Raw genomic sequence first — 23,152 nt, 5'->3', positions numbered from 1 at the left:
GTGGTTCGATGCTCGGCATGAGCTCCCTGCCCGATCCCGCGACCGGACTCGTCCTCGGCGAGGACGGGCTCGCCCGCCCCGTCTGGGCCGCCACGGACCCGCTCCTGCGCGAGTACTACGACACCGAGTGGGGCGTCCCCGTGCGGGACGAGCGGGGGCTCTACGAGCGGATCTGCCTCGAGGGCTTCCAGTCCGGGCTGTCCTGGGCCACGATCCTGCGCAAGCGGCCCGCCTTCCGGGCGGCCTTCGCGGACTTCGACCCGGACGCGGTCGCCGGCTTCGGCCCGGCCGACGTCGACCGCCTGCTGGGCGACGCCGGGATCGTGCGCCACCGGGGCAAGATCGAGGCCGCCGTCGGCAACGCCCGCGCCACCGTGGCCCTGCGCGCCGAGGGCGGGCTGACCGAGCTCGTGTGGTCGTTCCGCCCGGCGCGGACCCCGCGTCCGCGCACGGCGGAGGAGGTCCCGACCCGCTCGCCGGAGTCCGAGGCCCTGTCCCGGGCCCTGCGGGCGCACGGCTTCCGCTTCGTGGGGCCGACCACGATGCACGCGCTCATGGAGGCGGTCGGGATCGTCGACACCCATCTGCTCGGCAGCCACCGCCGGGGTAGCTCCGGGGTGTGGCCGGAGGCACCGGAGGGTGCGTAGGATTCCTGGCACCGAACCCGACGACGCCCCGCGTCGCCTTCCGGCAGGAGGCCCGGCCATGTACGACAACAGCGAGCAGCGCAGCGCGGTGCTGCCCCTGGTGCTGAGCACCGTGGGCTCCGTCCTGGTCGGCCTGGTGGTCCGGAGGCTGCGGGAGGACCGGGCGGCGGCCCGTGGCGGGACCGCCGCCGGGCCCGCCGGCCGGGACGCCCGGCGAAAGGGACGGGCCCGGCCCGCCCGGAGGAACACGCGCGGGCCGGTGCTCTGAGACCATGACGAGCCACGCGATCAGCTGGGTGGACGTCTTCTCGCCGGCGCCGCTGGGCGGCAACCCGCTCGCCGTCGTGCACGGGGCCGACGCCCTCGACGAGGACACGATGGCGCGCTTCGCCCGCTGGACCAACCTCTCCGAGACCACGTTCCTGCTCGAGCCCACGGTCCCCGGCGCCGACTACCGGGTGCGGATCTTCACCCCCGGCGGGGAGCTGCCCTTCGCGGGTCACCCCACGCTCGGGACGGCGTCCGCCTGGCTCGCCCTCGGCGGGGAGCCCGCGGGAGCGGACGTCGTCCAGGAGTGCGGGGTCGGGCTGGTGACCGTCCGGCGCCGCGAGGGCAGGCTCTCGTTCGCCGCCCCGCCCCTGACGCGCTACGAGCCCGTGGCGGAGCCCGCGCTGCTGGACCGGGTGGCGCGGTCCCTGCGGCTGGACCCGTCCGCGCTGCTCGACGTGTCCTGGCTGGACAACGGCCCCGGCTGGATCGGGGTGCGCGTGGCCGACGCCGGGACCGTGCTGGGCGTGCGTGCGGACTGGTCCGCCATGGCCGGGCTCAAGCTCGGCGTGGTGGGCCCCCACCGCGAGGGCGCCGAGTGCGCGGTCGAGGTGCGGGCGTTCGTGGGGGACTGGGTCGTGGAGGACCCGGTCACTGGCAGCCTCAACGCGGGCCTGGCCCGGTGGCTGACGGACAACGGGTGGGCCCCGGAGCGCTACGTCGCCGCCCAGGGCACCGTGCTCGGGCGCACCGGGCGCGTGCTGCTGGAGCGGGACGCGGACACCGTCTGGGTCGGCGGCCAGGTCAGCCCGGTGGTCCGCGGGACCGTGGAGCTGTAGCCGACGGTGCGGAGGGCGCCCTCGGTATCGTGGGGGCATGACCACCCAGGACATCACCTTCCGCACCCGCAAGTGGGTCAAGCCGGAGGACCTCAACGCCAACGGCACCCTGTTCGGCGGCAGCCTGCTCCGCTGGACCGACGAGGAGGCGGCGATCTACGCCATCGTCCAGCTCGGCAACCAGCGCGCGGTGACGAAGTACATGTCGGAGATCCTCCTGAACCCCGACCGGGACCGGATCCCCACCACGGCGCTGCCCGCGGTGCACGAGAAGGGACTCTGAGATGGCGGCACGGCGGCTGCGCGCCGAGCGGATCACCGACTCCGTCACCTACCACGGCGAGGGGCCGTGCTGGTCGGAGTCCTGGGGCGGGCTGCGGTGGGTCGACATGCTCGCCGGGGACGTGCTGTCCCTCGGCGCGGACGGCGAGGTGCTCCGCAAGCACGTCGGGGACGTCGTGGCCTGCGTGCGCCCGCGCGCGACCGGGGGAGCGGTGCTGGCCCTGGAGACCGGCGTGGCACTCGAGGACCCGGACGGCACCGTCCACCCGGCCGAGCAGCTCTGGGAGCCCGGGGCGGTCCGGATGAACGAGGGCGGGGCCGGCCCGGACGGCTCCTTCTACGTCGGCTCCATGGCCTGGGACCAGACGGAGGGCGCGGCCACGCTCTGGCGCGTGCACCCGGACCTGCGCGGGGAGCCGGTCCTGGAGGGCGTCACCGTCTCCAACGGCATCGCCTGGTCCCCGGACGGCACGCTGGCCTACTACAACGACACGCCCACCGGGAAGGTCGACGTCCTCGACTGGTCCCCGGACGAGGGTCTGCGCGGGCGCCGCACCTTCGTGGTGCCCGAGCTCGCGGAGGGGGACGTCCATCCCGACGGGCTGACCGTCGACGCCGAGGGCGCAGTCTGGGTGGCGCTGCACGGCGCCGGGCAGGTGCACCGCTACACGGCCGACGGCGCCCTGGACACCGTCGTGGAGGTCGGCGCGCGCCAGACGACCGCGTGCTGCCTGGGCGGGGAGGACCTGCGCACCCTCTACGTCACCACGTCCCGGGAGAACCTCGCCCCGGACGAGGACCCCGCCGCGGGCTCCCTGTTCGCGGTCCGGGTCGACGTCCCCGGCCTGCCCGTCCTGCCCTTCACGGGCTGAGCGCGGTGCGGAACCCCAGGCGCACCGCCGGACTGCTGTGGCTGCTCGTGCTCGTGTGGGCCGTCGCCCTCGTGGGCTCCCTGCTCAGCGGGGGCACCTCCTCGGCGCTCTCCTTCGCCGTGCTCGGGGTGCTGTGCGCCGCCGGGGCGGTGCTCTTCGGCGCCCGGGCCCGCCGCTGACGGGCTTGACCCTCACGCGACGGGAGGGCCCAGAGTGGAGGACCGGGAGGGCCCAGAGTGGAGGACATGGACGGACAGCGCCCCGTGACGGCGGACGAGAAGCTCACCGTGGGACAGGTCGCGGAGCGTTTCGGCGTCACCGTGCGCACGCTGCACCACTACGACGACGTCGGCCTCCTGCGCCCGAGCGAACGCTCCGCGGGCGGATACCGCCTCTACACGGAGGACGACCTGCTCCGGCTGCGGCACGTGGTGGTCTACCGCCGGCTCGGCTTCCCCCTCGAGCGCATCGAGGAGCTCCTGGCCGCGGCGGACCCCGGTTCTGTGCTGGTCCACCTGCGCCGGCAGCGCGAGTCCGTCCTGGCGAGACAGGCCGAGCTGGCCGACCTCGTCACCGCGATCGACCGAGCACTGGAGAAGGAAATGACCGGAATCGACCTGACCCCGGAGGAGCGCCGCGAGCTCTTCGGCGAGGGCTTCAGCGACGAGTACGCGGCCGAGGCCGAGCGCCGGTGGGGCGGCACCGACGCGTGGGCGCAGTCCCGTCGGCGCGCGGCCGGACACGACCGGGAGGACTGGCGGCGGATCGCCGCCGAGACCACGGCGATCAACGAGCGCTTCGTCGCGGTCAAGCGCGCGGGGCTCCCCGCGGACTCGGCCGAGGCGATGGACGCCGCGGAGGCCGCCCGGCGACAGATCCACGAACGCTTCTACGACCTCTCGCCCGAGTTCCACCGGGCCCTGGGGGACATGTACGTGGCCGACCCGCGGTTCACGAAGACCTACGAGGACCTGGAACCCGGGCTGGCGCAGTACGTCCGCGACGCCATCCACGCCAACGCCGACCGCGCCACGGGCTGAGGTCCTCCCGCCGCCCGGGGCGTGCGGGCGGTCCGGCGGGCCGCCGGACTACCATCGTCAGCGAGGAGGCACCCATGACCGAGACCCCCCGGGCGGCCCCGGACGTCGTCACCGGCTCGATCCGCCTGCTCGCGGAGCAGGGCTGGGACGCCACGACCGTGGACCGGCTCGCGCTCGCCGCGGGCATCAGTCGGGCCACGTTCTTCCGCAAGTACGGGTCCAAGGAGGACATCGTCTTCGCGGACCACGCCGCGAACCTCGAGCGCCTCGAGCAGCAGCTGGCCCGGGCGGGGGAGGAGCCGGGCACCGATCCGGCCGTCGCCCTGCGGGACGGCGTGCTGCTGGTCTTCCGCCACCACCTCGACCACCGCGAGCGGGCGCTGGCCCGCAACGCCCTGCTCCGGCAGGTCCCGCAGCTGCGGGACCGGGAGCTCATCACGTCCCACCGCTACGAGCGGGTCCTGCGGCGCTACCTGCGCTCCGCGCTGCCCGACTCGCCGGGGCGGAGCACGCTGGCCACGGCGCTGTCCGCCGCCGCGGTGGCGGTGCACAACGCCGCCCTGCGGGCCTGGCTGCGCGCACCGGACACCGACCCCTCGGCCGAGCTGGCCGGGCAGCTCGAGCGCCTCGCGCACACGCTCGTCTCCGGCTACGAGGACGGCGCGGCGCGGCCGGCCGCCGCGCCCGGGGCCCGCCCCGCCGTCGTCGTCACCGTCCTGGACCCCGGCGCGGACACGGAGGAGATCCTGGCGTCCGTGCGGGACGCCCTGCGCCGATGACTCAGACCTCGTCGGCGAGGATCGCGTAGATCAGCTCGTCGCGCCACTCGCCCAGCTGGCGGTGGCTCTCGCGCAGGGTCGCCTCCAGGCGCATGCCGATGCGCTCGCAGACCTTGGCGGAGCTCACGTTGAGGGCGTCCAGGCTCGCGCAGACCCGGTGGGCGCCCAGCTCGGCGAACGCGAACTCGATCGCGGCGCGGGCCGCCTCGGAGGCGATGCCCCGGCCCGCGTGGTCGGGGTGGACCACCCAGCCGATCTCGACCTGCGCGGCCGCCGCGTCCGTGAGGGTCAGCACGATCTCGCCCACGAGCTCCCGCGAGCCCCGGGGGGAGACGGCGAAGCGGACGGAGTCGCCGTCCCGGCCCCACGGCCGCAGGCCGCTGTTCTCGGCCAGGGTGCGCTCGCACTCCTCGCGCGTGCGCGGGCCCCGCCACGCGTACTGCGCGTAGTCCTCGCGGCTCTGGTAGGAGTGCATGGGCTCGAGGTCCGCGCCGTCGAAGCGGCGGAACGCGAGGCGCTCGGTCTCTGGGGGCAGCACGTCGATCATCACCAGCCAGAATACGGCCTGAACGCCCCGGAACCGCACGCCGCACCACCACACTGAGACTCAATCCCTTGACCTGAGACTCGGTATCAGTCAGAGTGGTGACGATCACACCACTCGTCAGGAGTCCGCCCATGGCACCCGCCGCGCCCGCCCCGTCCTTCCCCTCCACCGTCGCGGTGGACGTCGAGCAGCTGGTCCTGCCCGGACGCTCCGCGCCCGTCGCCCTGGTGCGGCTGGACTCCACCCCGCCGGGCGGGCTGATCATCTGGGGCTCCGCGGCCCTGGAGCAGCTCCGGGACGTCCTGGGCTCGATCGACCAGTCGGCGGTCGAGGCCATCGTGGTCACCGGCAACGCCCGGTCCTTCGGCGCGGGGGCCAACCTCAAGGAGATCCGCCACGCCCAGCTCAGCGGCGTCTCCGACCGGTACGTGGGGCTCGGCCACGAGGCCTTCGGCGTCCTGGCCGACGCGAGCGTGCCCACCTTCTCCCTGCTCACGGGTCAGGCCCTGGGCGGCGGGCTCGAGCTCGCCCTGCACACGGACTACCGTGCGGCCCACCCGCGCACCGGCCCGCTCGGACTGCCGGAGTGCAGGCTCGGCTTCTTCCCCGGCTGGGGCGGCGTGCACCTGCTCCCGCACCTGATCGGCCCGGCCGCGGCGCTGCGCGTCATCGTGTTCGACTCCCTGCGGGGCCGGAACACCAAGGCGGCGGAGGCCCTCGAGCTCGGCCTCGTGGACGTGGTGCTCGACGCCGCCCCGGGGACCGGGGAGTGGGACACCGCCTGGCAGCGGTGGGTGGCCGGCACGCTCGACGCGCTCGACGCGGGGGAGACCCGCCGCCGCGCGGGCACGCCCGGCGGCACCGGGGAGCAGGAGTGGCAGGACGCCGTGGACCAGGCCCGGGACCGCGCCGAGCGCACCTGGCACGGCGCCGCGCCGGCACCGCTCGTGGCGATCGACCTCGTGGCCGACGCCCGGACGGAGTCCCGCACGGAGAACGGGACGAAGGCCGTGGCCGCCTTCGCCGAGCTGGTCCGCGGGGACGTGGCCAAGGCCTCCCTCTACGCGTTCGAGCTCGTCTCGGCCCGCTCCCGGCAGGCCGCGGACGTGCCCGCCGCCGAGCCCGTGCCCCTGCGCAAGGCCGCCGTGATCGGCGCCGGCCTGATGGCCGGCCAGCTCGCCTCCCTCATCGCGAGCGGCGCCCGGATCCCCGTGGTCATGACCGACCTCGACGACGAGCGGCTCGCCGCCGGCGTGGCCCGGACCCGGGAGCGCTTCGCCGCGCAGGCGGCCAGGGGCCGGATCAGCGCGGAGCAGGCCGAGCAGCTCGGCGCCCTCGTCACGGGGGCGAGCGGGCCGGAGGACCTCGCCGACGCGGACTTCGTGATCGAGGCCGTCTTCGAGGACCTCGACGTGAAGAAGAAGGTGTTCGCCCAGTGGGAGGAGGTCGTGCGCCCGGACGCGATCCTCGCGACCAACACGAGCTCCCTGTCCGTCACCGCCATGGCGGAGGGCCTCCGGCACCCCGAACGGGTGGTCGGCTTCCACGTCTTCAACCCCGTGGAGGTCACCCCGCTCCTCGAGATCGTCGCCGGGCGGCGGACCGGCGACGCGGCCCTCGCGACCGCCTTCGAGCTCGCCGCGGCGCTGCGCCGCACGGCGGTGCGCGTCCAGGACGCCCCCGGCTTCGTGGTCAACCGGGTGCTGACCCGGCTGTTCGACGTGATCGTCCAGGCGATCGATGCGGGCACGGACGTGGCGGCCGCCGACCACGCCCCCGATCCGATGGGCCTGCCCATGACCCCGCTGCGGCTGCTCGACTTCGTGGGCCCGGCCGTGCTGCACCACGTGGACGAGACCATGCACCGGGCCTACCCCGAGCGCTTCGCGCGGTCCCCGTGGATGGACGCGGTGGTCGGGGCGGGCCTCACCCACGTGCTGCCCACCGAGCAGGCCCCGGGGACGGGCGCGGACGGCTACCTCGCCGCCGACGCCGCCCGGCTGCTCGAGCGGACCCGGGCGGAGCACCCCGCCGACGCTCCCGTCCCGGCGGAGGAGCTGCTCGTGCGGGTGCAGGACGCCCTGGCCGAGGAGATCGGCGCGATGCTGGCCGAGGGCGTCGTCGCCGGGCCCGAGGACGTGGACCTGTGCATGGTCCTCGGCGCCAACTACCCCTTCCACCTGGGCGGGATCACCCCGTACCTCGACCGCACGGGCGCCTCCGAGCGCGTCCTCGGCCGCCGCTTCCACCAGGAGTGACCTTGTCCCCGACCTCCCACCAGCCCACAGAACGAAGGACCCAGCCATGACCGCCACCCCCGAGACCGGCGCGACCCTGTTCCCCGCCGGCACCGTGGAGCCCGACTACGTCCTCGACAAGGCCCTCGACACCGACGCCGCCGGCGCGTTCGACGCGGTCTCCGACACCGACCGGGGGCACTGGATGCGCGCCCGCCGGTTCGTCCAGGAGGACCTGCTGCCCGTCATCGGCGAGCACTGGGACCGCTCGGAGTACTCCCTCGACCTCGTCCGCCGGCTCGGGGAGCTCGACCTGCTGCGCGACGGCGTGGCCGTCGACGGCTACGAGCAGATGTCCAAGACCGCCGCGGGCCTGATCAGCATGGAGCTCTCCCGCGGCGACGGGTCCATCGCGACCGTCTCGGGCGTCCAGGGCGGGCTCGCGATGCGCTCGATCGCCATGTGCGGCTCCGAGGAGCAGCGGCAGCGCTGGCTGCCGCGGATGGCCACGGGCGAGCTCCTCGGCGCGTTCGCCCTCACGGAGCCCACCCACGGCTCCGACTCCGTCAGCCTCGAGACCCGTGCCACCCCGGTGGACGGCGGCTGGGTGCTCAACGGGGAGAAGAAGTGGATCGGCAACGGCTCGATGGGCGGGATCACCGTGGTGTGGGCCCGCGCCGACGAGGACGGCCAGGTCAGGGGTTTCGTGGTCCCGCAGGAGAGCGAGGGCTACACCGGCACGACCATCCGTGGAAAGCTCGCCCTCCGGGCCATCCACCAGGCGCACCTCCGGTTCGAGAACGTCTTCGTGCCCGAGGAGAACGCGCTGCCGGCGGCACGGTCCTTCAGGAACACCGCCGACGTCCTGTTCGCCACCCGCATCAGCGTGGCGTGGGGCGCGGTGGGGCACGCCCAGGCCTGCTACGAGACCGCCGTGCAGTACGCGGCCCAGCGCGTGCAGTTCGGCCGCCCGCTGGCCGCATCGCAGATCGTGCAGGAGCGGCTGGCCCGGATGCTGAGCGAGCTCACCCAGATCCAGCTCCTCGTGGCACGGATGACCGAGCGGGAGGAGGCCGGCCGACTCACCGCCGAGCAGGCGTCGCTGGCGAAGTACACCTCCACGCGCACGGCCCGCTCGATCGCGGCCAACGCCCGGGACCTCCTGGGCGGCAACGGCATCCTCATCGAGAACCGCGTGGCCCGCCACTTCGCGGACATCGAGGCGCTGCACACCTACGAGGGCACCGAGACCGTGCAGGCCCTCATCATCGGACGCGGGATCACCGGCATCTCCGCCTTCGCCTGAGCTCGTCCGGGTCCACATGACGACGGCGCCCCGGCCATGCAGGCCGGGGCGCCGTCGTGCTCGGTCCGGCCGGGCTCAGAGGTCGGCGCCGCCGTGGAACGAGTCGTTGCTCGGGTCGACCTCGTCCTCGAACGCGGGGTCCTCGGGGACGTCGAGGTCCGCGATCGCCTCGCCCATGCGGGGCTCCTCGGGCGGGACCTGCTCCTCGCCCGCCTCGTAGCGGGCCTCCGCCGTCTCGTCCCGGAGCTCCTGCTCCGAGGGGACCTCCGGGTGCTCGGGGTCCACGCGCTCGTCCTGCGCGCCGGCCTCGGCGCCCTCGATCAGCGGATCCTCGCGCCAGTGCTCGGGGTCGACCTCGGCGGCGCCCTCGTAGGTGTCGGGGGTCTCCGGCAGCTCTTCCGGTGAGGTGCTCATCTGCTGTCCTTTCGGGTCGGGGCATCGATGTGCCATCAGCCTACGCACTGCCGTCGCCGCCGCTCCGGCCGCCGGTCCTCCGGGGTTTTGACGGTCCTGCGGGGCGTGTGTAATGTATTCCGAGTCGCCGCAAGGGACGCGAGAGATCGCCCCGGACGGCAACGCCGAGTCCGGCGGACCGAACCCCTCGAACCATCAAGCCGATCATCGCTGCGCGGTGGCCGACAGCTTGTGGGCCGGGACCGGGTCGGGTACGCTGGTGGAGCTGTTTCGGGCAGCAGCGAGAAATCGCTGCGGCCCACGGCGCCGAATCCGGCAGATCCACGAATTCTCCTCCCGAAGGACTTTTACGCCGCTGAGCGACGGAAAAGCGATTTGGGAAAGCGGAGAAGATCGGGATAAGCTGAGGAGGTCGCCGCGGGGAGAGCGAGAGATCGCGAGAACCGAGCGAAAAAGAATTCCAACACGGTTTCCGGGTGTGGTGCCTGGTTGCTGGTCTGTTGTTTGAGAACTCAATAGTGTGCCATGTTTGTTGATACCGGATGTTTTATTCGGTTGATTGGTTGTCGCCGTCCTGCCTCCGTGGGGTGGTGGCGACATTTTCAGCCGGGGTTTGATGTTTTCGTTGTTTTTTTGACGGAGAGTTTGATCCTGGCTCAGGACGAACGCTGGCGGCGTGCTTAACACATGCAAGTCGAACGATGATGCCCAGCTTGCTGGGCGGATTAGTGGCGAACGGGTGAGTAATACGTGAGTAACCTGCCCTTGACTCTGGGATAAGCCTGGGAAACTGGGTCTAATACTGGATACTACCTCTTACCGCATGGTGGGTGGTGGAAAGGGTTTTACTGGTTTTGGATGGGCTCACGGCCTATCAGCTTGTTGGTGGGGTAATGGCTCACCAAGGCGACGACGGGTAGCCGGCCTGAGAGGGTGACCGGCCACACTGGGACTGAGACACGGCCCAGACTCCTACGGGAGGCAGCAGTGGGGAATATTGCACAATGGGCGGAAGCCTGATGCAGCGACGCCGCGTGAGGGATGACGGCCTTCGGGTTGTAAACCTCTTTCAGTAGGGAAGAAGCGAGAGTGACGGTACCTGCAGAAGAAGCGCCGGCTAACTACGTGCCAGCAGCCGCGGTAATACGTAGGGCGCAAGCGTTGTCCGGAATTATTGGGCGTAAAGAGCTCGTAGGCGGTTTGTCGCGTCTGCTGTGAAAGCCCGGGGCTCAACCCCGGGTCTGCAGTGGGTACGGGCAGACTAGAGTGCAGTAGGGGAGACTGGAATTCCTGGTGTAGCGGTGAAATGCGCAGATATCAGGAGGAACACCGATGGCGAAGGCAGGTCTCTGGGCTGTTACTGACGCTGAGGAGCGAAAGCATGGGGAGCGAACAGGATTAGATACCCTGGTAGTCCATGCCGTAAACGTTGGGCACTAGGTGTGGGGGACATTCCACGTTTTCCGCGCCGTAGCTAACGCATTAAGTGCCCCGCCTGGGGAGTACGGCCGCAAGGCTAAAACTCAAAGGAATTGACGGGGGCCCGCACAAGCGGCGGAGCATGCGGATTAATTCGATGCAACGCGAAGAACCTTACCAAGGCTTGACATTCACCGGACCGCCCCAGAGATGGGGTTTCCCTTCGGGGCTGGTGGACAGGTGGTGCATGGTTGTCGTCAGCTCGTGTCGTGAGATGTTGGGTTAAGTCCCGCAACGAGCGCAACCCTCGTTCTATGTTGCCAGCACGTGATGGTGGGGACTCATAGGAGACTGCCGGGGTCAACTCGGAGGAAGGTGGGGATGACGTCAAATCATCATGCCCCTTATGTCTTGGGCTTCACGCATGCTACAATGGCCGGTACAAAGGGTTGCGATACTGTGAGGTGGAGCTAATCCCAAAAAGCCGGTCTCAGTTCGGATTGAGGTCTGCAACTCGACCTCATGAAGTCGGAGTCGCTAGTAATCGCAGATCAGCAACGCTGCGGTGAATACGTTCCCGGGCCTTGTACACACCGCCCGTCAAGTCACGAAAGTTGGTAACACCCGAAGCCGGTGGCCTAACCCCTTGTGGGAGGGAGCCGTCGAAGGTGGGACTGGCGATTGGGACTAAGTCGTAACAAGGTAGCCGTACCGGAAGGTGCGGCTGGATCACCTCCTTTCTAAGGAGCCGTTGACCGCCGTGTGGTGGTCGCCCCCGCCCTAGTGCCCGTCCGTGGTGCTGGTGGGGTGAGCTCATGGGTGGAATATCAACGAGCAAGTGGCCGCACTCCTCCTGTGCTTCCCGGGTTCCGATCCGGCGGGTGTGGGGGTTGCCGGCCGGGTCGGGTCCTAGTACCTGTCCCATCGTGGTGGACCCTGTGGGGTTCGTGCGGTGTGGGTGGTGGAAGAGAACCGGTCCGGTGGTGGGTGTGGTCCGTGGCGCACTATTGGGTCCTGAGACAACAGGCCCCGTCCCCTTTGGTGGGGGGTGGGGGTGTTGTGTCGCAGGTTCCCGGCGTCCTGCCGGTGGTCGTGTCCCTTTCGGGGGCCGCTAACCACCAGTGTGCGGGGTGTGCGGGTTGTTGTTTGAGAACTGTATAGTGGACGCGAGCATCTTAAGAACAGGTGCCGCAGGCAGCCGGACGGCTTCCTCTTCCCGCAAGGGTTGGGGGTGTGTCTGGTGGGTTGTGGTGCCGTGTTCGTGATTGATCGCCGAGATACCGCTGCCGTGCCCCGTTGGGGTGTGGTGGTGGTGGTATCGGTGTGTTCTGTGATCATGTGGCAAGTTTTTAAGGGCGCACGGTGGATGCCTTGGCATCAGGAGCCGATGAAGGACGCGGTAATCTGCGATAAGCCTCGGGGAGCTGATAAACGAGCTGTGATCCGAGGGTCTCCGAATGGGGAAACCCCGCCGCGTGTTATGCGTGGTGACCCGCACCTGAATTCATAGGGTGTGTGGAGGGAACGTGGGGAAGTGAAACATCTCAGTACCCACAGGAAGAGAAAACAACAGTGATTCCGTCAGTAGTGGCGAGCGAACGCGGAAGAGGCCAAACCGATGGTGTGTGATACCCGGCAGGGGTTGCATCATCGGGGTCGTGGGGCGTGTCGTCCTGGGTCTGCCGGCCCGGGCGTGTGAGTGCAGGGCGATAGTCGAACCGGTGTGAGTGCCGGACCGGAGAGGGTGAGAGTCCCGTAGACGAAATCGTTGCTGCCGCACGGTACGCGTACCCAAGTAGCACGGGGCCCGAGAAATCCCGTGTGAATCTGCCAGGACCACCTGGTAAGCCTAAATACTACCTGATGACCGATAGCGGACCAGTACCGTGAGGGAAAGGTGAAAAGTACCCCGGGAGGGGAGTGAAATAGTACCTGAAACCGTGTGCCTACAAACCGTCGGAGCCCTACAAGGTGACGGCGTGCCTTTTGAAGAATGAGCCTGCGAGTTAGTGTTACGTCGCGAGGTTAACCCGTGAGGGGTATCCGTAGCGAAAGCGAGTCTGAATAGGGCGAGTGAGTGGCGTGATCTAGACCCGAAGCGAAGTGATCTACCCATGGCCAGGTTGAAGCGCGTGTAAGAGCGCGTGGAGGACCGAACCCACTTCAGTTGAAAATGGAGGGGATGAGCTGTGGGTAGGGGTGAAAGGCCAATCAAACTTCGTGATAGCTGGTTCTCCCCGAAATGCATTTAGGTGCAGCGTTACGTGTTTCTTGCCGGAGGTAGAGCTACTGGATGGCCGATGGGCCCTACAAGGTTACTGACGTCAGCCAAACTCCGAATGCCGGTAAGTGAGAGCGTAGCAGTGAGACTGTGGGGGATAAGCTTCATAGTCGAGAGGGAAACAGCCCAGACCACCAACTAAGGCCCCTAAGCGTGTGCTAAGTGGGAAAGGATGTGGAGTTGCTTAGACAACCAGGAGGTTGGCTTAGAAGCAGCCACCCTTGAAAGAGTGCGTAATAGCTCACTGGTCAAGTGATTCCGCGCCGACAATGTAGCGGGGCTCAAGTACACCGCCGAAGTTGTGGCATTGCACCAATGATACCCAACCGGTCTTCGGACCGGTTCAGGTGGTGCGATGGGTAGGGGAGCGTCGTGTGGGCAGTGAAGCTGCGGGGTGACCCAGTGGTGGAGCCCACACGAGTGAGAATGCAGGCATGAGTAGCGAATGACGGGTGAGAAACCCGTCCGCCGGATGATCAAGGGTTCCAGGGTCAAGCTAATCTGCCCTGGGTCAGTCGGGACCTAAGGCGAGGCCGACAGGCGTAGTCGATGGACAACGGGTTGATATTCCCGTACCGGCGAAGAACCGCCCCTATCGAACCGGGGACACTAACCACCCGAACCGGGCCATGCGGTGACCATTGGTCGCCGCCGGCACCGGGGAGCGTGGGACCTGAACCGGGGAGGTAAGCGTATTAACAGGTGTGACGCAGGAAGGTAGCCGAGCCGGGCGATGGTAGACCCGGTCTAAGCGTGTAGGGCGATCCGTTGGCAAATCCGCGGATCATTGAGCCTGAGACGTGACGGGACCCCCATTCGTGGGGGGATTCGGTGATCCTATGCTGCCGAGAAAAGCATCGACGCGAGGTTCCAGCCGCCCGTACCCCAAACCGACACAGGTGATCAGGTAGAGAATACTAAGGCGATCGAGAGAATCATGGTTAAGGAACTCGGCAAAATGCCCCCGTAACTTCGGGAGAAGGGGGGCCCCGACCGTGGACACCACTTGCTGGTGCGAGCGGGTAAGGGCCGCAGAGACCAGGGGGAAGCGACTGTTTATCAAAAACACAGGTCCGTGCGAAGTCGCAAGACGATGTATACGGACTGACTCCTGCCCGGTGCTGGAAGGTTAAGAGGACCTGTTAGCCTCACGGCGAAGCGGAGAATTTAAGCCCCAGTAAACGGCGGTGGTAACTATAACCATCCTAAGGTAGCGAAATTCCTTGTCGGGTAAGTTCCGACCTGCACGAATGGAGTAACGACTTCCCCGCTGTCTCAACCATGAACTCGGCGAAATTGCAGTACGAGTAAAGATGCTCGTTACGCGCAGCAGGACGGAAAGACCCCGAGACCTTTACTATAGTTTGGTATTGGTGTTCGGTGTGGCTTGTGTAGGATAGGTGGGAGACGGTGAAGCGGGCACGCCAGTGCACGTGGAGTCAACGTTGAAATACCACTCTGGTCACTCTGGACATCTAACTTCGGCCCGTGATCCGGGTCAGGGACAGTGCCTGATGGGTAGTTTAACTGGGGCGGTTGCCTCCTAAAGAGTAACGGAGGCGCCCAAAGGTTCCCTCAGCCTGGTTGGCAATCAGGTGTCGAGTGTAAGTGCACAAGGGAGCTTGACTGTGAGAGCGACAGCTCGAGCAGGGACGAAAGTCGGGACTAGTGATCCGGCGGTACATTGTGGAATGGCCGTCGCTCAACGGATAAAAGGTACCTCGGGGATAACAGGCTGATCTTGCCCAAGAGTCCATATCGACGGCATGGTTTGGCACCTCGATGTCGGCTCGTCGCATCCTGGGGCTGGAGTTGGTCCCAAGGGTTGGGCTGTTCGCCCATTAAAGCGGTACGCGAGCTGGGTTCAGAACGTCGTGAGACAGTTCGGTCCCTATCCGCTGCGCGCGCAGGAAATTTGAGAAGACCTGTCCTTAGTACGAGAGGACCGGGACGGACGAACCTCTGGTATGGCAGTTGTACCGCCAGGTGCACCGCTGCTTCGCTACGTTCGGAAGAGATAACCGCTGAAAGCATCTAAGCGGGAAGCTCGCTTCGAGATGAGATTTCCATGCACCTAGTGTGTGAGAGGCCCCCAGCTAGACCACTGGGTTGATAGGCCGGAGGTGGAAGCACGAACCAACGACGTGTGCAGCCGACCGGTACTAATAAGCCGACAACTTACACCACACCCCCACCCCCAACACGTGTGGGGAACATGGGTGGGGTCACCACAGAACACCGCGTCCACTATACGGCTCCCAACCAACAACCCCGCCCGTCGCTCTGGCGGCGGGCACAGGGAACCGCAATTGAATACCGCCCACCACGGGCGGACAACCACAGTGACTTACCCACCCCCGCCGGCACCGGCAGGGGTCGGGCACCAGAGTTACGGCGGTCATAGCGTGGGGGAAACGCCCGGTCCCATCCCGAACCCGGAAGCTAAGACCCGCAGCGCCGATGGTACTGCACCCGGAAGGGTGTGGGAGAGTAGGACACCGCCGGACCACACCACCAGGGTCGAGCCCCCGCACCACACGGTGCGTGGGCTCCCCGCATTTAACACCCATCGTCTTCGTTGAATCCCCTCCGACCACGGCTTATGGTCGAGGACCAGGACCCGGTGACGACGAGGAGGAGCCGTGCGACGGAGCAGGCTGATGGCAACAGTGATCGGAACGACTGCTCTGGTGCTCGCCGGCTGCGGCGGGGGCGGTGACGACAGCGCCGTGGTCGAGGAGACGTCGGCCGCCCCGGAGGCGGCTCCCGGCTCCCGCGCCGTCCTCCAGGACGCCGAGGGCGCGGAGGTCGGCAGCGTCAGCTTCTCGGAGGTCGCCGCCGGCACGGAGGTCGTGGCCGAGGTGCAGGGACTCGAGCCCGGCTTCTACGGACTGCACGTGCACGCGACCGGCCTCTGCGAGCCCGACAGCACGGCCCCGGGGGACCCCGGCACCACGGGCGCGTTCCTCTCCGCGGGTGGCCACCTCGGGAACGAGGACGCCGAGCACCCCGGCCACCGGGGCGACCTCCCCGGTCTCCTGGTGACGGAGGAGGGGGCGGGCTTCCTCACGACGGTCACCGACCGCTTCGGTGTCCAGGACCTCGTGGCCGACGACGACGGCAGCGCCGTGGTGGTCCACCCGGGCCCCGACAACCACGCCAACGTCCCGGAGCGCTACGCCCCCGGCGGACCCGACGAGGCCACGCTGGGCACGGGCGACGCCGGCTCGCGGCTGGCCTGCGGCGTCGTCGAATGACCGCGGGCCGTTCCGGCCGCGGGTGAGACCCGGCCCTGCGGCGGCGTCCTTCGCTACCCTGGGAGCGTTCCTGCCGTACGCCCGAGAGAGGGGTCTCCCACCATGCCCGACGTCAGTCCCGCCACCGCCCGGATCAACGGGGTCACCATGACCTACACCGACCGGGGGGAGGGGCCGGTGCTCCTCCTGCTGCACGGTCACGCCTACGACCGCAGCATGTGGACCCGTCAGGTCGAGGTGTTCGCCTCCCGCGGCTGGCGGGTGATCGCCCCCGACCTGCGCGGCTTCGGCGGGTCCGAGGTCACCGAGGGGATCGTCTACACCGAGGAGTTCGCGGACGACGTCGCCGCGCTGCTCGAGCACCTGGCCGTCGACCGGGCGGTGGTGGTCGGGTTCTCGATGTCCGGCCAGATCGCCATGGAGCTCCTCCACCGCCACCCCGGCCGGGTCCGGGCGCTGGTCGTCAACGACACCGTCCCCGAGGCGGAGGACGCCGCCGGCAGGCGGCGCCGCCACGTCGCCGCGGACGCCATGCTGACCGGCGGCATGGAGGCCTACGGGCGCAATGTCCTGGGCAAGATGGTCGCCGAGTCGACGGTGGAGACCCGCCCCGAGGTGGCGGCCGAGGTGCTGGCCATGCTCCAGAACGCTCCCGCGAAGGGGGCCGCCGCGGCCATGCGCGGGCGCGCCGAGCGCCGGGACTTCACCGAGCTGCTCCGCGGCGCCCGGATCCCCGTGCTCGTCGTGGTGGGCGCGGACGACGCCTTCGACGGCGGCGCCGGCCTGCGGATGACCGAGCTGGCCCCCGGGGCGGAGCTCGTCGTCGTCCACGGCGCCGGGCACACCCCCAACCTCGAGCAGCCCGCCGCGTTCGACGACGCCCTGGAGAACTTCCTGCACCGTCTCGACGCCTGAGCGCGGTCACCCCGCGGCAGTACGCTCCTGCGCCCCGTGCCCCTCGGCGGTCCCTCCGTCACGGGGGCGCGGGGTGTCCTGTTCTCCCACAGAGAAGCCGTTGTCCTGCCGACCGCATCATCAGTATGCTGTCCAGATCAGTGCACGACGAGAGGAAGTGGAGCATGGCCGAGACGAACAGCGGCAACCCCGAGAACGCCGACCGCGAGACGGTGGACCAGCTCGCGTTCCAGAACCCCGTGACGCGATACCCCGTCCTGTCGCCCCCGAAGCAGGACCAGCCCGAGCCGGGCCTGGACGTCGAGCTCGAGCCCAGGACCGACCGCGGGGAGCTCTCCTACCGGGGGACCGGCCGCCTGGAGGGGCGCAAGGCCCTGATCACCGGGGCGGACTCGGGCATCGGCGCGGCCGTCGCCATCGCGTTCGCCAAGGAGGGCGCCGACGTCGCCCTGAACTACCTCCCGGACGAGGAGCCCGACGCGCAGGTGGTCAAGGCCGCCATCGAGAAGGCCGGTCGCACGGCCGTCCTCCTCCCCGGGGACCTCACCGACAAGGACTTCTGCGCGGCCCTGGTCGACAACGCCGTGGACGGGCTGGGTGGCCTCGACATCCTCGTCAACAACGCCGGCAAGCAGGTGGCGGTCGAGAGCCTCGAGGACCTGAGCGACGAGCAGCTGGTCGACACCTTCACCGTCAACATCGTGGCGATGTTCCGGATCACCAAGGCGGCGCTGCGGCACCTGCCCGCGGGCTCCTCCATCATCAACACGACGTCGATCCAGGCGTACCAGCCGTCGCCGGACCTCCTCGACTACGCGTCGACCAAGGCGGCGATCAACAACTTCACCAAGGGCCTCGGCCAGCAGCTGGCGCCCAAGGGCATCCGCGTCAACGCCGTGGCGCCGGGACCGTTCTGGACGCCTCTCCAGGTCTCGGACGGGCAGCCGAAGGACGCGCTGCCAGAGTTCGGGCAGTCGACGCCCCTCGGCAGGGCCGGCCAGCCCACGGAACTGGCCCCCGCCTACGTGTTCCTCGCCTCCTCCGAGTCGAGCTACGTCATCGGCGAGACCCTCAACGTCAACGGCGGCAGCCCGTCGCCGTGAGGGACCCCTCTCGCCGGATCGCCGCGAAAGGCGCGCCGATCCGGCGGAGGGGCTTGGTTCCGCGGGGCGTCCGGCCTACGCTGGGACCAGCCCGCACCATCAGTGGACTTATGAAATGTTCCAGAAAGGCGGAATCATGACCACCAACCCCTATGACCCCACCCCCTACGACGCCGGTTCGAGCCACGCGGCGCAGACCGGCACCTCGTCCAAGAAGGACGTCGCGGCGGAGCAGGGCAAGGCCGAGGCGAACCAGCTGAAGCACGAGGCCGCCGGCTCCGGCCAGCGCGTCAAGGAGACGGCGAAGGAGCAGGCCGGAGCCGTCAAGCAGGAGGCCACCGCCCAGGCGCAGAACCTCCTCGGCCAGCTCCGGAGCGACCTGAGGGACCAGGTGGCCCCCCAGCAGGAGCGCATCGCCTCGAGCGTCCGCTCCGTCAGCGACGAGATCAACGCCCTGTCCCGCGGTGAGAAGCCCGAGACGGACTTCGTCACGGGTCTGCTCGGCAGCGTCTCCGGGCGCGTCGACTCCGTGGCCTCCTCCTTGGAGAACAAGGACGCCCAGGACCTGCTGCAGGACGTCCGCCGGTTCGCGGCGCGTCGCCCCGGGACCTTCCTGGCCCTGGCCGCCGGCATCGGGCTCCTCGCCGGTCGCGCCACCCGCGGCGTCAAGGACAGCGACGAGATCGCGACCGACCGCCAGGGCGCCAAGGAGTACTTCGGCGTCTCCGGCCGGCAGGGCCAGGGCACCGCGGCCGGGACGGGCGTCGCCACCGGCGCCGTCTACGACCAGGGCTACGACCGCAACCTCACGGCGACCGAGACCTCGGGCTACACCCCGGCCGACCCCTACGCCTACCGCTCCGACGAGCAGGGCGAGGCGGCCCGCACCTACACCGACCGCGTGCCCGGCACCGTCTACCCGGACCAGGAGGGCGACCGTCGATGAGCCATCCCATTCCCCCCTCGAACGCCGAGAACAGGGCGGAGCACGAGTCGCTCGGTGAGATGTTCAAGTCGCTGAGCACCAACCTCTCCACCCTCATCCAGCAGGAGATCGCGCTCGCCAAGGCCGAGACGACGCAGGCGGTGCAGGAGGCCAAGCAGTCCGCCAAGGACACGGGCAAGGGCGCCGGCATGCTCGCCGGGGCCGGCGTGGCCGGACACTTCGTCCTGCTCTTCCTGTCCCTCGCCCTCATGTGGGGACTGAGCAACCTCGTGGGCCTGGCCTGGTCCTCGGTCATCGTGGCCGTGCTCTGGGCCGTCATCGCCGGCATCCTCGCCGCGATGGGCAAGAAGAACCTCAACGAGGGCAAGCGGGAGATGACCGAGGCGACCCAGGATCCGCTGCCCCTCACCCGCGAGACCGTCTCCGAGATCCCGGACACCGTGAAGCCCTCCAAGAAGGAGAACCGATGAGCCAGCAGAACCCCGAACAGATCCGCGCCGACATCGAGGCCACCCGCGCTCGGCTCGGCTCCGACGTCGACGCCGTCGCGGAGAAGGTGACGCCCGAGCGCGTCGTCGAGCGGCAGAAGGACAAGGTCCGCGGCAAGGTCCAGGACACCGTGCACGGAGTGAGGGAGCGAGTCATGGGTTCTTCCGACGACGAGTTCACGGTGGGCGGCTACTCCACCGGCGACGTCCGGGACGAGGCGGCGTACCGCGCCGACCAGGCCCGCGGCGCCGTGCAGAACGCCCCGGCCACGGCCCGGGCGAAGACCCGGGGCAACCCGCTGGCCGCCGGTCTGATCGCCCTCGGCGCCGGCTGGCTCGTCGGCTCGCTGCTGCCCTCCACGCAGAAGGAGCAGGAGCTCGTCGCCGACGCGGCGGACCGGGTGCAGCCCCACGCCCAGCACGCGGTCGAGTCCGCGAAGAGCGCCGCGCAGGAGGTCGCCCAGGACCTGAAGGAGCCGGCGCAGGAGGCCGCGCAGTCCGTCAAGGAGACCGCGCAGTCGGGCGCCCAGGAGGTCAAGCAGCAGGGCCAGGGCGAGGCCCAGCACCTGAAGTCCTCCGCCCAGGACTCGGCGCAGTCCGTCAGGGACGAGACGAAGAACGCCTGACCCGCGCCCGGCCGCACCCCGGCCGGGCGCCGGTGACGCACCGGCCACGACGCAGGCCCCGGACCGACGGTCCGGGGCCTGCGTCGTGGCCGGCGAGCGGTCAGCGGGCCCGGGCGGCCTGCCCGAGGAGCCCCGGGAAGTAGCCGGAGAGGTACCCGCGCTCGGTCGGGTGCAGGTTGTGGCTGCCGGCGTCGGGGCCGAAGAGGATCCACGGGTCCGCCGAGCCGACGCCGTGGCCGCGGAAGCGGTCGGTGACGTCCACGAAGACGGCGCCCTCCTCCTCCACGCCCGCCGCGAGAGCCGCGTTGAGCTCGTCGGTCCAGTCGTTGAGCTGGGCGGCCCGCTCGGCGGAGATCAGCGGGCTGTCCGCACGGTCGTCGAAGAGGTGCGGATAGCCCAGCACCACGATGCGCGCGTCCGACGCGGCGTCGACGGCCGCGACGGTCTCGGCCGCGGAGGCGGCGGCGGACGCGATGAGCGCGGGGGCCTCCGCGAGCTTGGCGTCGCACGGCGCCGGGCCGTAGGCGGCCTCGGCGGGGGCGCTGCACGCCTCGACGAACCCGCCCCACCCGATGTCGTTGCCCCCGAGGGTCAGTGTCGCCAGGTCGGCCGAGGCGAGGGCGTCGGCGACCGGCTGCGCGGCGACGAGGTTCCGCACCTCGTGCGTCTCGTAGCCGGCGCACGCCGCGTCCAGGGTCACCTCGATCCGGGGGTGCGCGTCCAGCTTGTCGACGTGGTCCCGTCCCGTGCCCTGGACGCAGCCGGGAACGCCCTCGACCGCCTGGAGCCCGCCCGTGCCGAAGGCCGCGGAGTAGGAGTCGCCGAGGTTGACGACCTCGACGGTGCGCGGGGCCGCGGCGGCGGGGGAGGCGGCCGCGCCCGAGAGGGCGAGCGCCGCGGCCAGGGCGGTGACGGTGCGTCGGGCGGTGACTGAGGACATGGCGGGGACCTTTCGGGGGGCGGTGGCGCCTCCCGGGGGCGGCGCCGTGACGGCGGACGCCGGTGACTCCCTGAATTTACAGTCGCGACGCGGCGGAGGGAAGGTCTGTCCCGGCGTCCTGACCCCAGGCCCCGGCCAGGAGCTCGAGGGAGCGCAGCACCTGCTCCTGGGTGGGGGACGCGGGGGCGATCATGAGCTCGTCGGCGTCCGCCGTGACCGCGAAGTCCTCCAGGGAGGACCGGACCTCGTCGCCCGTGCCCGCGGCCGACCAGTGCAGCATGTGCAGGATCTGCTGCCCGGCGGGGCTGTCCATCACCATGTCCAGCTCAGCCTCGCTCAGCTCGCGGCCGCGGCCCACCATGGCGCGCACCCGTTCGCGCCGGGCGGTCCCGAGCTGTTCGGCGGCGTCCTCGGCGGTGTCCGCGGCGATGACGTTGACGGCCGCGACGACGTACGGCTCCGCGAGCTGCTCGGAGGGACGGAACCCGGCGCGGTAGGCGGCCACGGCGTCCACGAGCGCGTCGGGGGCGAAGTGGGAGGCGAAGGCGTAGGGCAGCCCGTAGGCGGCGGCGAGCTGGGCGCCGAACAGCGAGGAGCCCAGGATCGTGAGGGGCACGTCCGTCCCGGCGCCCGGCACGGCGCTGACGCCCGGGACGATCGAGCGGCCGCTGAGATAGCCCTGCAGCTCGCGGACGTCCTGCGGGAACTGCTCGGCGGCGGAGGGGTCCCGGCGCATGGCCCGCACCGTCCGCAGGTCCGTGCCGGGGGCCCGGCCCAGGCCCAGGTCGATCCGTCCGGGGTGCAGCTCGGCGAGCGTGCCGAACTGCTCCGCGATCACGAGGGGGGAGTGGTTGGGCAGCATGACGCCGCCCGCGCCCAGGCGGACGGTGGAGGTGTGCGCGGCGACGTGGGCGATCAGCACGGCCGGGGCCGAGGAGGCGATCGTGGGCATGTTGTGGTGCTCCGAGTACCAGACCCGCAGGTACCCCAGGCGCTCGGCGTGCTGGGCGAGGCGCACGGAGTCGGCGAAGCTCTCGCCCACGGACGCGCCCTTGCGGACGGTGGCGAAGTCGATGACGGACAGGGGCAGCGGCACGGCGGACCTTTCACGGTGATCGGGAGAACCTCCACGCTACTCCTCTCCGCCCGGGGCCGCCGTGGCGGGGCGCACACCGGTGCCGCCGCCCGCGGTGCCGGTGCGCGGTGTCGGCGGTCGCGGCTACGCTCGGCAGCATGATCGACCCCTCGACCCCGTTCTCGGCGCCCGAGCTGTTCGAGCTGCCCCGGGAGCGCGCGGAGATCGCCCCCGGCGCCGTCCACGTGCCGGGGTGGCTCGGGCCCGAGGAGCAGCGGGACCTGGTGCTCCGCTGCCGGGAGTGGGCCGTGGGCCCGGTGCCCATGCGGCACATGGTGCTCCCGGGCGGCGGCCGGATGTCGGTGCGCTCCACGACCCTGGGCTGGGACTGGGCGCCCTACCGCTATCTTCGCACCGGGGAGCGCAAGCGGGCACCGGACATGCCCCCGTGGCTGACCGAGCTGGGCCGCCGGGCCGCCCGGGAGGCCTACGGCCCCGGCAGCCCGGACGCGCAGGACTACCGGCCGGACACCGCCCTGGTGAACTTCTACGACGCGGACGCCCGGATGGGCATGCACCAGGACAGGGACGAGGCCTCCGCCGCGCCGATCGTCTCCCTCTCGCTCGGGGACACCTGCGTCTTCCGCTTCGGGAACACGCAGACCCGCTCGGCGCCGTACCGGGACGTGGAGCTGCGCAGCGGCGACCTCTTCGTCTTCGGCGGACCCTCCCGCTACGCGTTCCACGGGGTGCCGCGCATCCGCCCCGGCACGGGGGCGGCCGCGCTGGGCATGAAGGGCGGGCGGCTGAACCTGACCCTCCGGATGACGGGACGGTCCCGGCCGGAGCGCTGAGTCCCCGTGCCAGACTGG

The 23,152-nt window shown here is 70.0% G+C and carries 20 protein-coding genes, 3 rRNA genes and 1 pseudogene; 20 read left to right on the top strand and 4 right to left on the bottom strand.

Features of this window, described 5'->3' with window-relative positions:
• Window positions 1-8 precede the first annotated feature (8 nt).
• From EQG70_RS15230 to EQG70_RS15200, 8 genes and pseudogenes are all read left to right on the top strand, one after another.
• Complete coding sequence (locus EQG70_RS15230) at window positions 9-647, top strand: DNA-3-methyladenine glycosylase I (protein ID WP_017834861.1); 639 nt, start codon at window positions 9-11, stop codon at window positions 645-647.
• A gap of 58 nt (window positions 648-705) precedes the next feature.
• Entirely contained in the window at window positions 706-915 is a 210-nt protein-coding gene (locus tag EQG70_RS15225; RefSeq protein WP_017834862.1) for a hypothetical protein, read from the top strand.
• A 4-nt stretch (window positions 916-919) separates the two neighbouring features.
• Entirely contained in the window at window positions 920-1,753 is an 834-nt protein-coding gene (locus EQG70_RS15220) for a PhzF family phenazine biosynthesis protein (protein ID WP_017834863.1), read from the top strand.
• 37 nt (window positions 1,754-1,790) lie between these two features.
• Window positions 1,791-1,967: pseudogene (locus EQG70_RS15215) on the top strand (acyl-CoA thioesterase); the annotation flags it as partial.
• Between the two features lie 70 nt (window positions 1,968-2,037).
• Window positions 2,038-2,907 carry an SMP-30/gluconolactonase/LRE family protein gene (locus EQG70_RS15210; protein WP_109243059.1) on the top strand — a complete coding sequence of 290 codons (870 nt, stop codon included), beginning with the start codon at window positions 2,038-2,040 and terminating at the stop codon, window positions 2,905-2,907.
• 5 nt (window positions 2,908-2,912) lie between these two features.
• Window positions 2,913-3,086, top strand: coding sequence for a hypothetical protein (locus EQG70_RS18195; protein ID WP_167508918.1), 174 nt, complete (start codon window positions 2,913-2,915; stop codon window positions 3,084-3,086).
• Between the two features lie 66 nt (window positions 3,087-3,152).
• Entirely contained in the window at window positions 3,153-3,947 is a 795-nt protein-coding gene (locus EQG70_RS15205) for a MerR family transcriptional regulator (RefSeq protein ID WP_109268452.1), read from the top strand.
• 74 nt (window positions 3,948-4,021) lie between these two features.
• Window positions 4,022-4,726: a TetR/AcrR family transcriptional regulator gene (locus EQG70_RS15200; protein WP_017834867.1), complete on the top strand. Its 705-nt coding sequence runs from the start codon at window positions 4,022-4,024 to the stop codon at window positions 4,724-4,726.
• 1 nt (window position 4,727) lies between these two features.
• On the opposite strand, the gene EQG70_RS15195 is transcribed toward EQG70_RS15200, so the two are convergent.
• Window positions 4,728-5,273, bottom strand: coding sequence for a GNAT family N-acetyltransferase (locus EQG70_RS15195; RefSeq protein ID WP_167508917.1), 546 nt, complete (start codon window positions 5,271-5,273; stop codon window positions 4,728-4,730).
• A gap of 131 nt (window positions 5,274-5,404) precedes the next feature.
• Between EQG70_RS15195 and EQG70_RS15190 the strand changes: the two genes are divergently transcribed.
• Window positions 5,405-7,531, top strand: coding sequence for a 3-hydroxyacyl-CoA dehydrogenase NAD-binding domain-containing protein (locus EQG70_RS15190; protein ID WP_109268262.1), 2,127 nt, complete (start codon window positions 5,405-5,407; stop codon window positions 7,529-7,531).
• Window positions 7,532-7,577: 46 nt separating this feature from the next.
• Complete coding sequence (locus EQG70_RS15185) at window positions 7,578-8,816, top strand: acyl-CoA dehydrogenase family protein (protein ID WP_035923166.1); 1,239 nt, start codon at window positions 7,578-7,580, stop codon at window positions 8,814-8,816.
• Window positions 8,817-8,891: 75 nt separating this feature from the next.
• On the opposite strand, the gene EQG70_RS15180 is transcribed toward EQG70_RS15185, so the two are convergent.
• Window positions 8,892-9,230, bottom strand: coding sequence for a hypothetical protein (locus EQG70_RS15180; protein ID WP_017834871.1), 339 nt, complete (start codon window positions 9,228-9,230; stop codon window positions 8,892-8,894).
• Window positions 9,231-9,863: 633 nt separating this feature from the next.
• Here EQG70_RS15180 and EQG70_RS15175 point away from each other — a divergent pair.
• The 9 genes from EQG70_RS15175 (at window position 9,864) to EQG70_RS15135 (ending at window position 20,265) form a co-directional block, all read left to right on the top strand.
• A 16S ribosomal RNA gene (locus tag EQG70_RS15175) occupies window positions 9,864-11,389 on the top strand.
• Between the two features lie 599 nt (window positions 11,390-11,988).
• Window positions 11,989-15,116 (top strand): 23S ribosomal RNA (locus EQG70_RS15170).
• A 204-nt stretch (window positions 15,117-15,320) separates the two neighbouring features.
• Window positions 15,321-15,437, top strand: a 5S ribosomal RNA gene (gene rrf, locus EQG70_RS15165).
• Together the 16S, 23S and 5S rRNA genes form the textbook arrangement of a ribosomal RNA operon.
• Before the next feature lie 153 nt (window positions 15,438-15,590).
• Window positions 15,591-16,187 carry a superoxide dismutase family protein gene (locus EQG70_RS15160; protein ID WP_244296571.1) on the top strand — a complete coding sequence of 199 codons (597 nt, stop codon included), beginning with the start codon at window positions 15,591-15,593 and terminating at the stop codon, window positions 16,185-16,187.
• 102 nt (window positions 16,188-16,289) lie between these two features.
• On the top strand, window positions 16,290-17,102 hold the full coding sequence (locus EQG70_RS15155) for an alpha/beta fold hydrolase (RefSeq protein WP_109268580.1): 813 nt from the start codon (window positions 16,290-16,292) through the stop codon (window positions 17,100-17,102).
• Window positions 17,103-17,266: 164 nt separating this feature from the next.
• Window positions 17,267-18,205: an SDR family oxidoreductase gene (locus EQG70_RS15150; protein WP_017834107.1), complete on the top strand. Its 939-nt coding sequence runs from the start codon at window positions 17,267-17,269 to the stop codon at window positions 18,203-18,205.
• A 136-nt stretch (window positions 18,206-18,341) separates the two neighbouring features.
• On the top strand, window positions 18,342-19,151 hold the full coding sequence (locus tag EQG70_RS15145; protein ID WP_138976485.1) for an ATP synthase F0 subunit B: 810 nt from the start codon (window positions 18,342-18,344) through the stop codon (window positions 19,149-19,151).
• Window positions 19,148-19,621, top strand: coding sequence for a phage holin family protein (locus EQG70_RS15140; protein ID WP_109268582.1), 474 nt, complete (start codon window positions 19,148-19,150; stop codon window positions 19,619-19,621). The genes EQG70_RS15145 and EQG70_RS15140 overlap by 4 nt, the downstream gene beginning before the upstream one ends.
• Window positions 19,618-20,265, top strand: a complete 648-nt coding sequence (locus EQG70_RS15135) for a DUF3618 domain-containing protein (protein ID WP_109243676.1) — start codon at window positions 19,618-19,620, stop codon at window positions 20,263-20,265. Before EQG70_RS15140 ends, EQG70_RS15135 begins: the two co-directional genes overlap by 4 nt.
• A 100-nt stretch (window positions 20,266-20,365) precedes the next feature.
• Here EQG70_RS15135 and EQG70_RS15130 read toward each other — a convergent pair whose 3' ends face one another.
• Both EQG70_RS15130 and EQG70_RS15125 read right to left on the bottom strand, forming a co-directional pair.
• Complete coding sequence (locus EQG70_RS15130) at window positions 20,366-21,205, bottom strand: GDSL-type esterase/lipase family protein (protein WP_109268583.1); 840 nt, start codon at window positions 21,203-21,205, stop codon at window positions 20,366-20,368.
• Between the two features lie 76 nt (window positions 21,206-21,281).
• On the bottom strand, window positions 21,282-22,301 hold the full coding sequence (locus EQG70_RS15125) for an LLM class flavin-dependent oxidoreductase (protein WP_095651331.1): 1,020 nt from the start codon (window positions 22,299-22,301) through the stop codon (window positions 21,282-21,284).
• A 137-nt stretch (window positions 22,302-22,438) separates the two neighbouring features.
• On the opposite strand from EQG70_RS15125, the gene EQG70_RS15120 reads away from it, so the two are divergent.
• Window positions 22,439-23,134, top strand: a complete 696-nt coding sequence (locus tag EQG70_RS15120) for an alpha-ketoglutarate-dependent dioxygenase AlkB family protein (RefSeq protein WP_109222291.1) — start codon at window positions 22,439-22,441, stop codon at window positions 23,132-23,134.
• Window positions 23,135-23,152 lie beyond the last annotated feature (18 nt).

It is taken from the genome of Kocuria rosea (genome assembly GCF_006094695.1).
Taxonomy (GTDB): domain Bacteria; phylum Actinomycetota; class Actinomycetes; order Actinomycetales; family Micrococcaceae; genus Kocuria; species Kocuria rosea.
This window is presented reverse-complemented; position numbering and strand designations above follow the sequence as displayed.

Excerpts from the sequence above, each read along its gene's own strand:
- EQG70_RS15180 (WP_017834871.1), bottom strand. The coding sequence starts at position 9,230 with ATGAGCACCTCACCGGAAGAGCTGCCGGAGACCCCCGACACCTACGAG.
- EQG70_RS15185 (WP_035923166.1), top strand. The coding sequence starts at position 7,578 with ATGACCGCCACCCCCGAGACCGGCGCGACCCTGTTCCCCGCCGGCACC.
- EQG70_RS15145 (WP_138976485.1), top strand. The coding sequence starts at position 18,342 with ATGACCACCAACCCCTATGACCCCACCCCCTACGACGCCGGTTCGAGC.
- EQG70_RS15230 (WP_017834861.1), top strand. The coding sequence starts at position 9 with ATGCTCGGCATGAGCTCCCTGCCCGATCCCGCGACCGGACTCGTCCTC.
- EQG70_RS15120 (WP_109222291.1), top strand. The coding sequence starts at position 22,439 with ATGATCGACCCCTCGACCCCGTTCTCGGCGCCCGAGCTGTTCGAGCTG.
- EQG70_RS15220 (WP_017834863.1), top strand. The coding sequence starts at position 920 with ATGACGAGCCACGCGATCAGCTGGGTGGACGTCTTCTCGCCGGCGCCG.
- EQG70_RS15210 (WP_109243059.1), top strand. The coding sequence starts at position 2,038 with ATGGCGGCACGGCGGCTGCGCGCCGAGCGGATCACCGACTCCGTCACC.
- EQG70_RS15150 (WP_017834107.1), top strand. The coding sequence starts at position 17,267 with ATGGCCGAGACGAACAGCGGCAACCCCGAGAACGCCGACCGCGAGACG.
- EQG70_RS15135 (WP_109243676.1), top strand. The coding sequence starts at position 19,618 with ATGAGCCAGCAGAACCCCGAACAGATCCGCGCCGACATCGAGGCCACC.
- EQG70_RS15190 (WP_109268262.1), top strand. The coding sequence starts at position 5,405 with ATGGCACCCGCCGCGCCCGCCCCGTCCTTCCCCTCCACCGTCGCGGTG.
- EQG70_RS15225 (WP_017834862.1), top strand. The coding sequence starts at position 706 with ATGTACGACAACAGCGAGCAGCGCAGCGCGGTGCTGCCCCTGGTGCTG.
- EQG70_RS15130 (WP_109268583.1), bottom strand. The coding sequence starts at position 21,205 with ATGTCCTCAGTCACCGCCCGACGCACCGTCACCGCCCTGGCCGCGGCG.
- EQG70_RS15155 (WP_109268580.1), top strand. The coding sequence starts at position 16,290 with ATGCCCGACGTCAGTCCCGCCACCGCCCGGATCAACGGGGTCACCATG.
- EQG70_RS15205 (WP_109268452.1), top strand. The coding sequence starts at position 3,153 with ATGGACGGACAGCGCCCCGTGACGGCGGACGAGAAGCTCACCGTGGGA.
- EQG70_RS15160 (WP_244296571.1), top strand. The coding sequence starts at position 15,591 with ATGGCAACAGTGATCGGAACGACTGCTCTGGTGCTCGCCGGCTGCGGC.
- EQG70_RS15140 (WP_109268582.1), top strand. The coding sequence starts at position 19,148 with ATGAGCCATCCCATTCCCCCCTCGAACGCCGAGAACAGGGCGGAGCAC.
- EQG70_RS15200 (WP_017834867.1), top strand. The coding sequence starts at position 4,022 with ATGACCGAGACCCCCCGGGCGGCCCCGGACGTCGTCACCGGCTCGATC.
- EQG70_RS15195 (WP_167508917.1), bottom strand. The coding sequence starts at position 5,273 with ATGATCGACGTGCTGCCCCCAGAGACCGAGCGCCTCGCGTTCCGCCGC.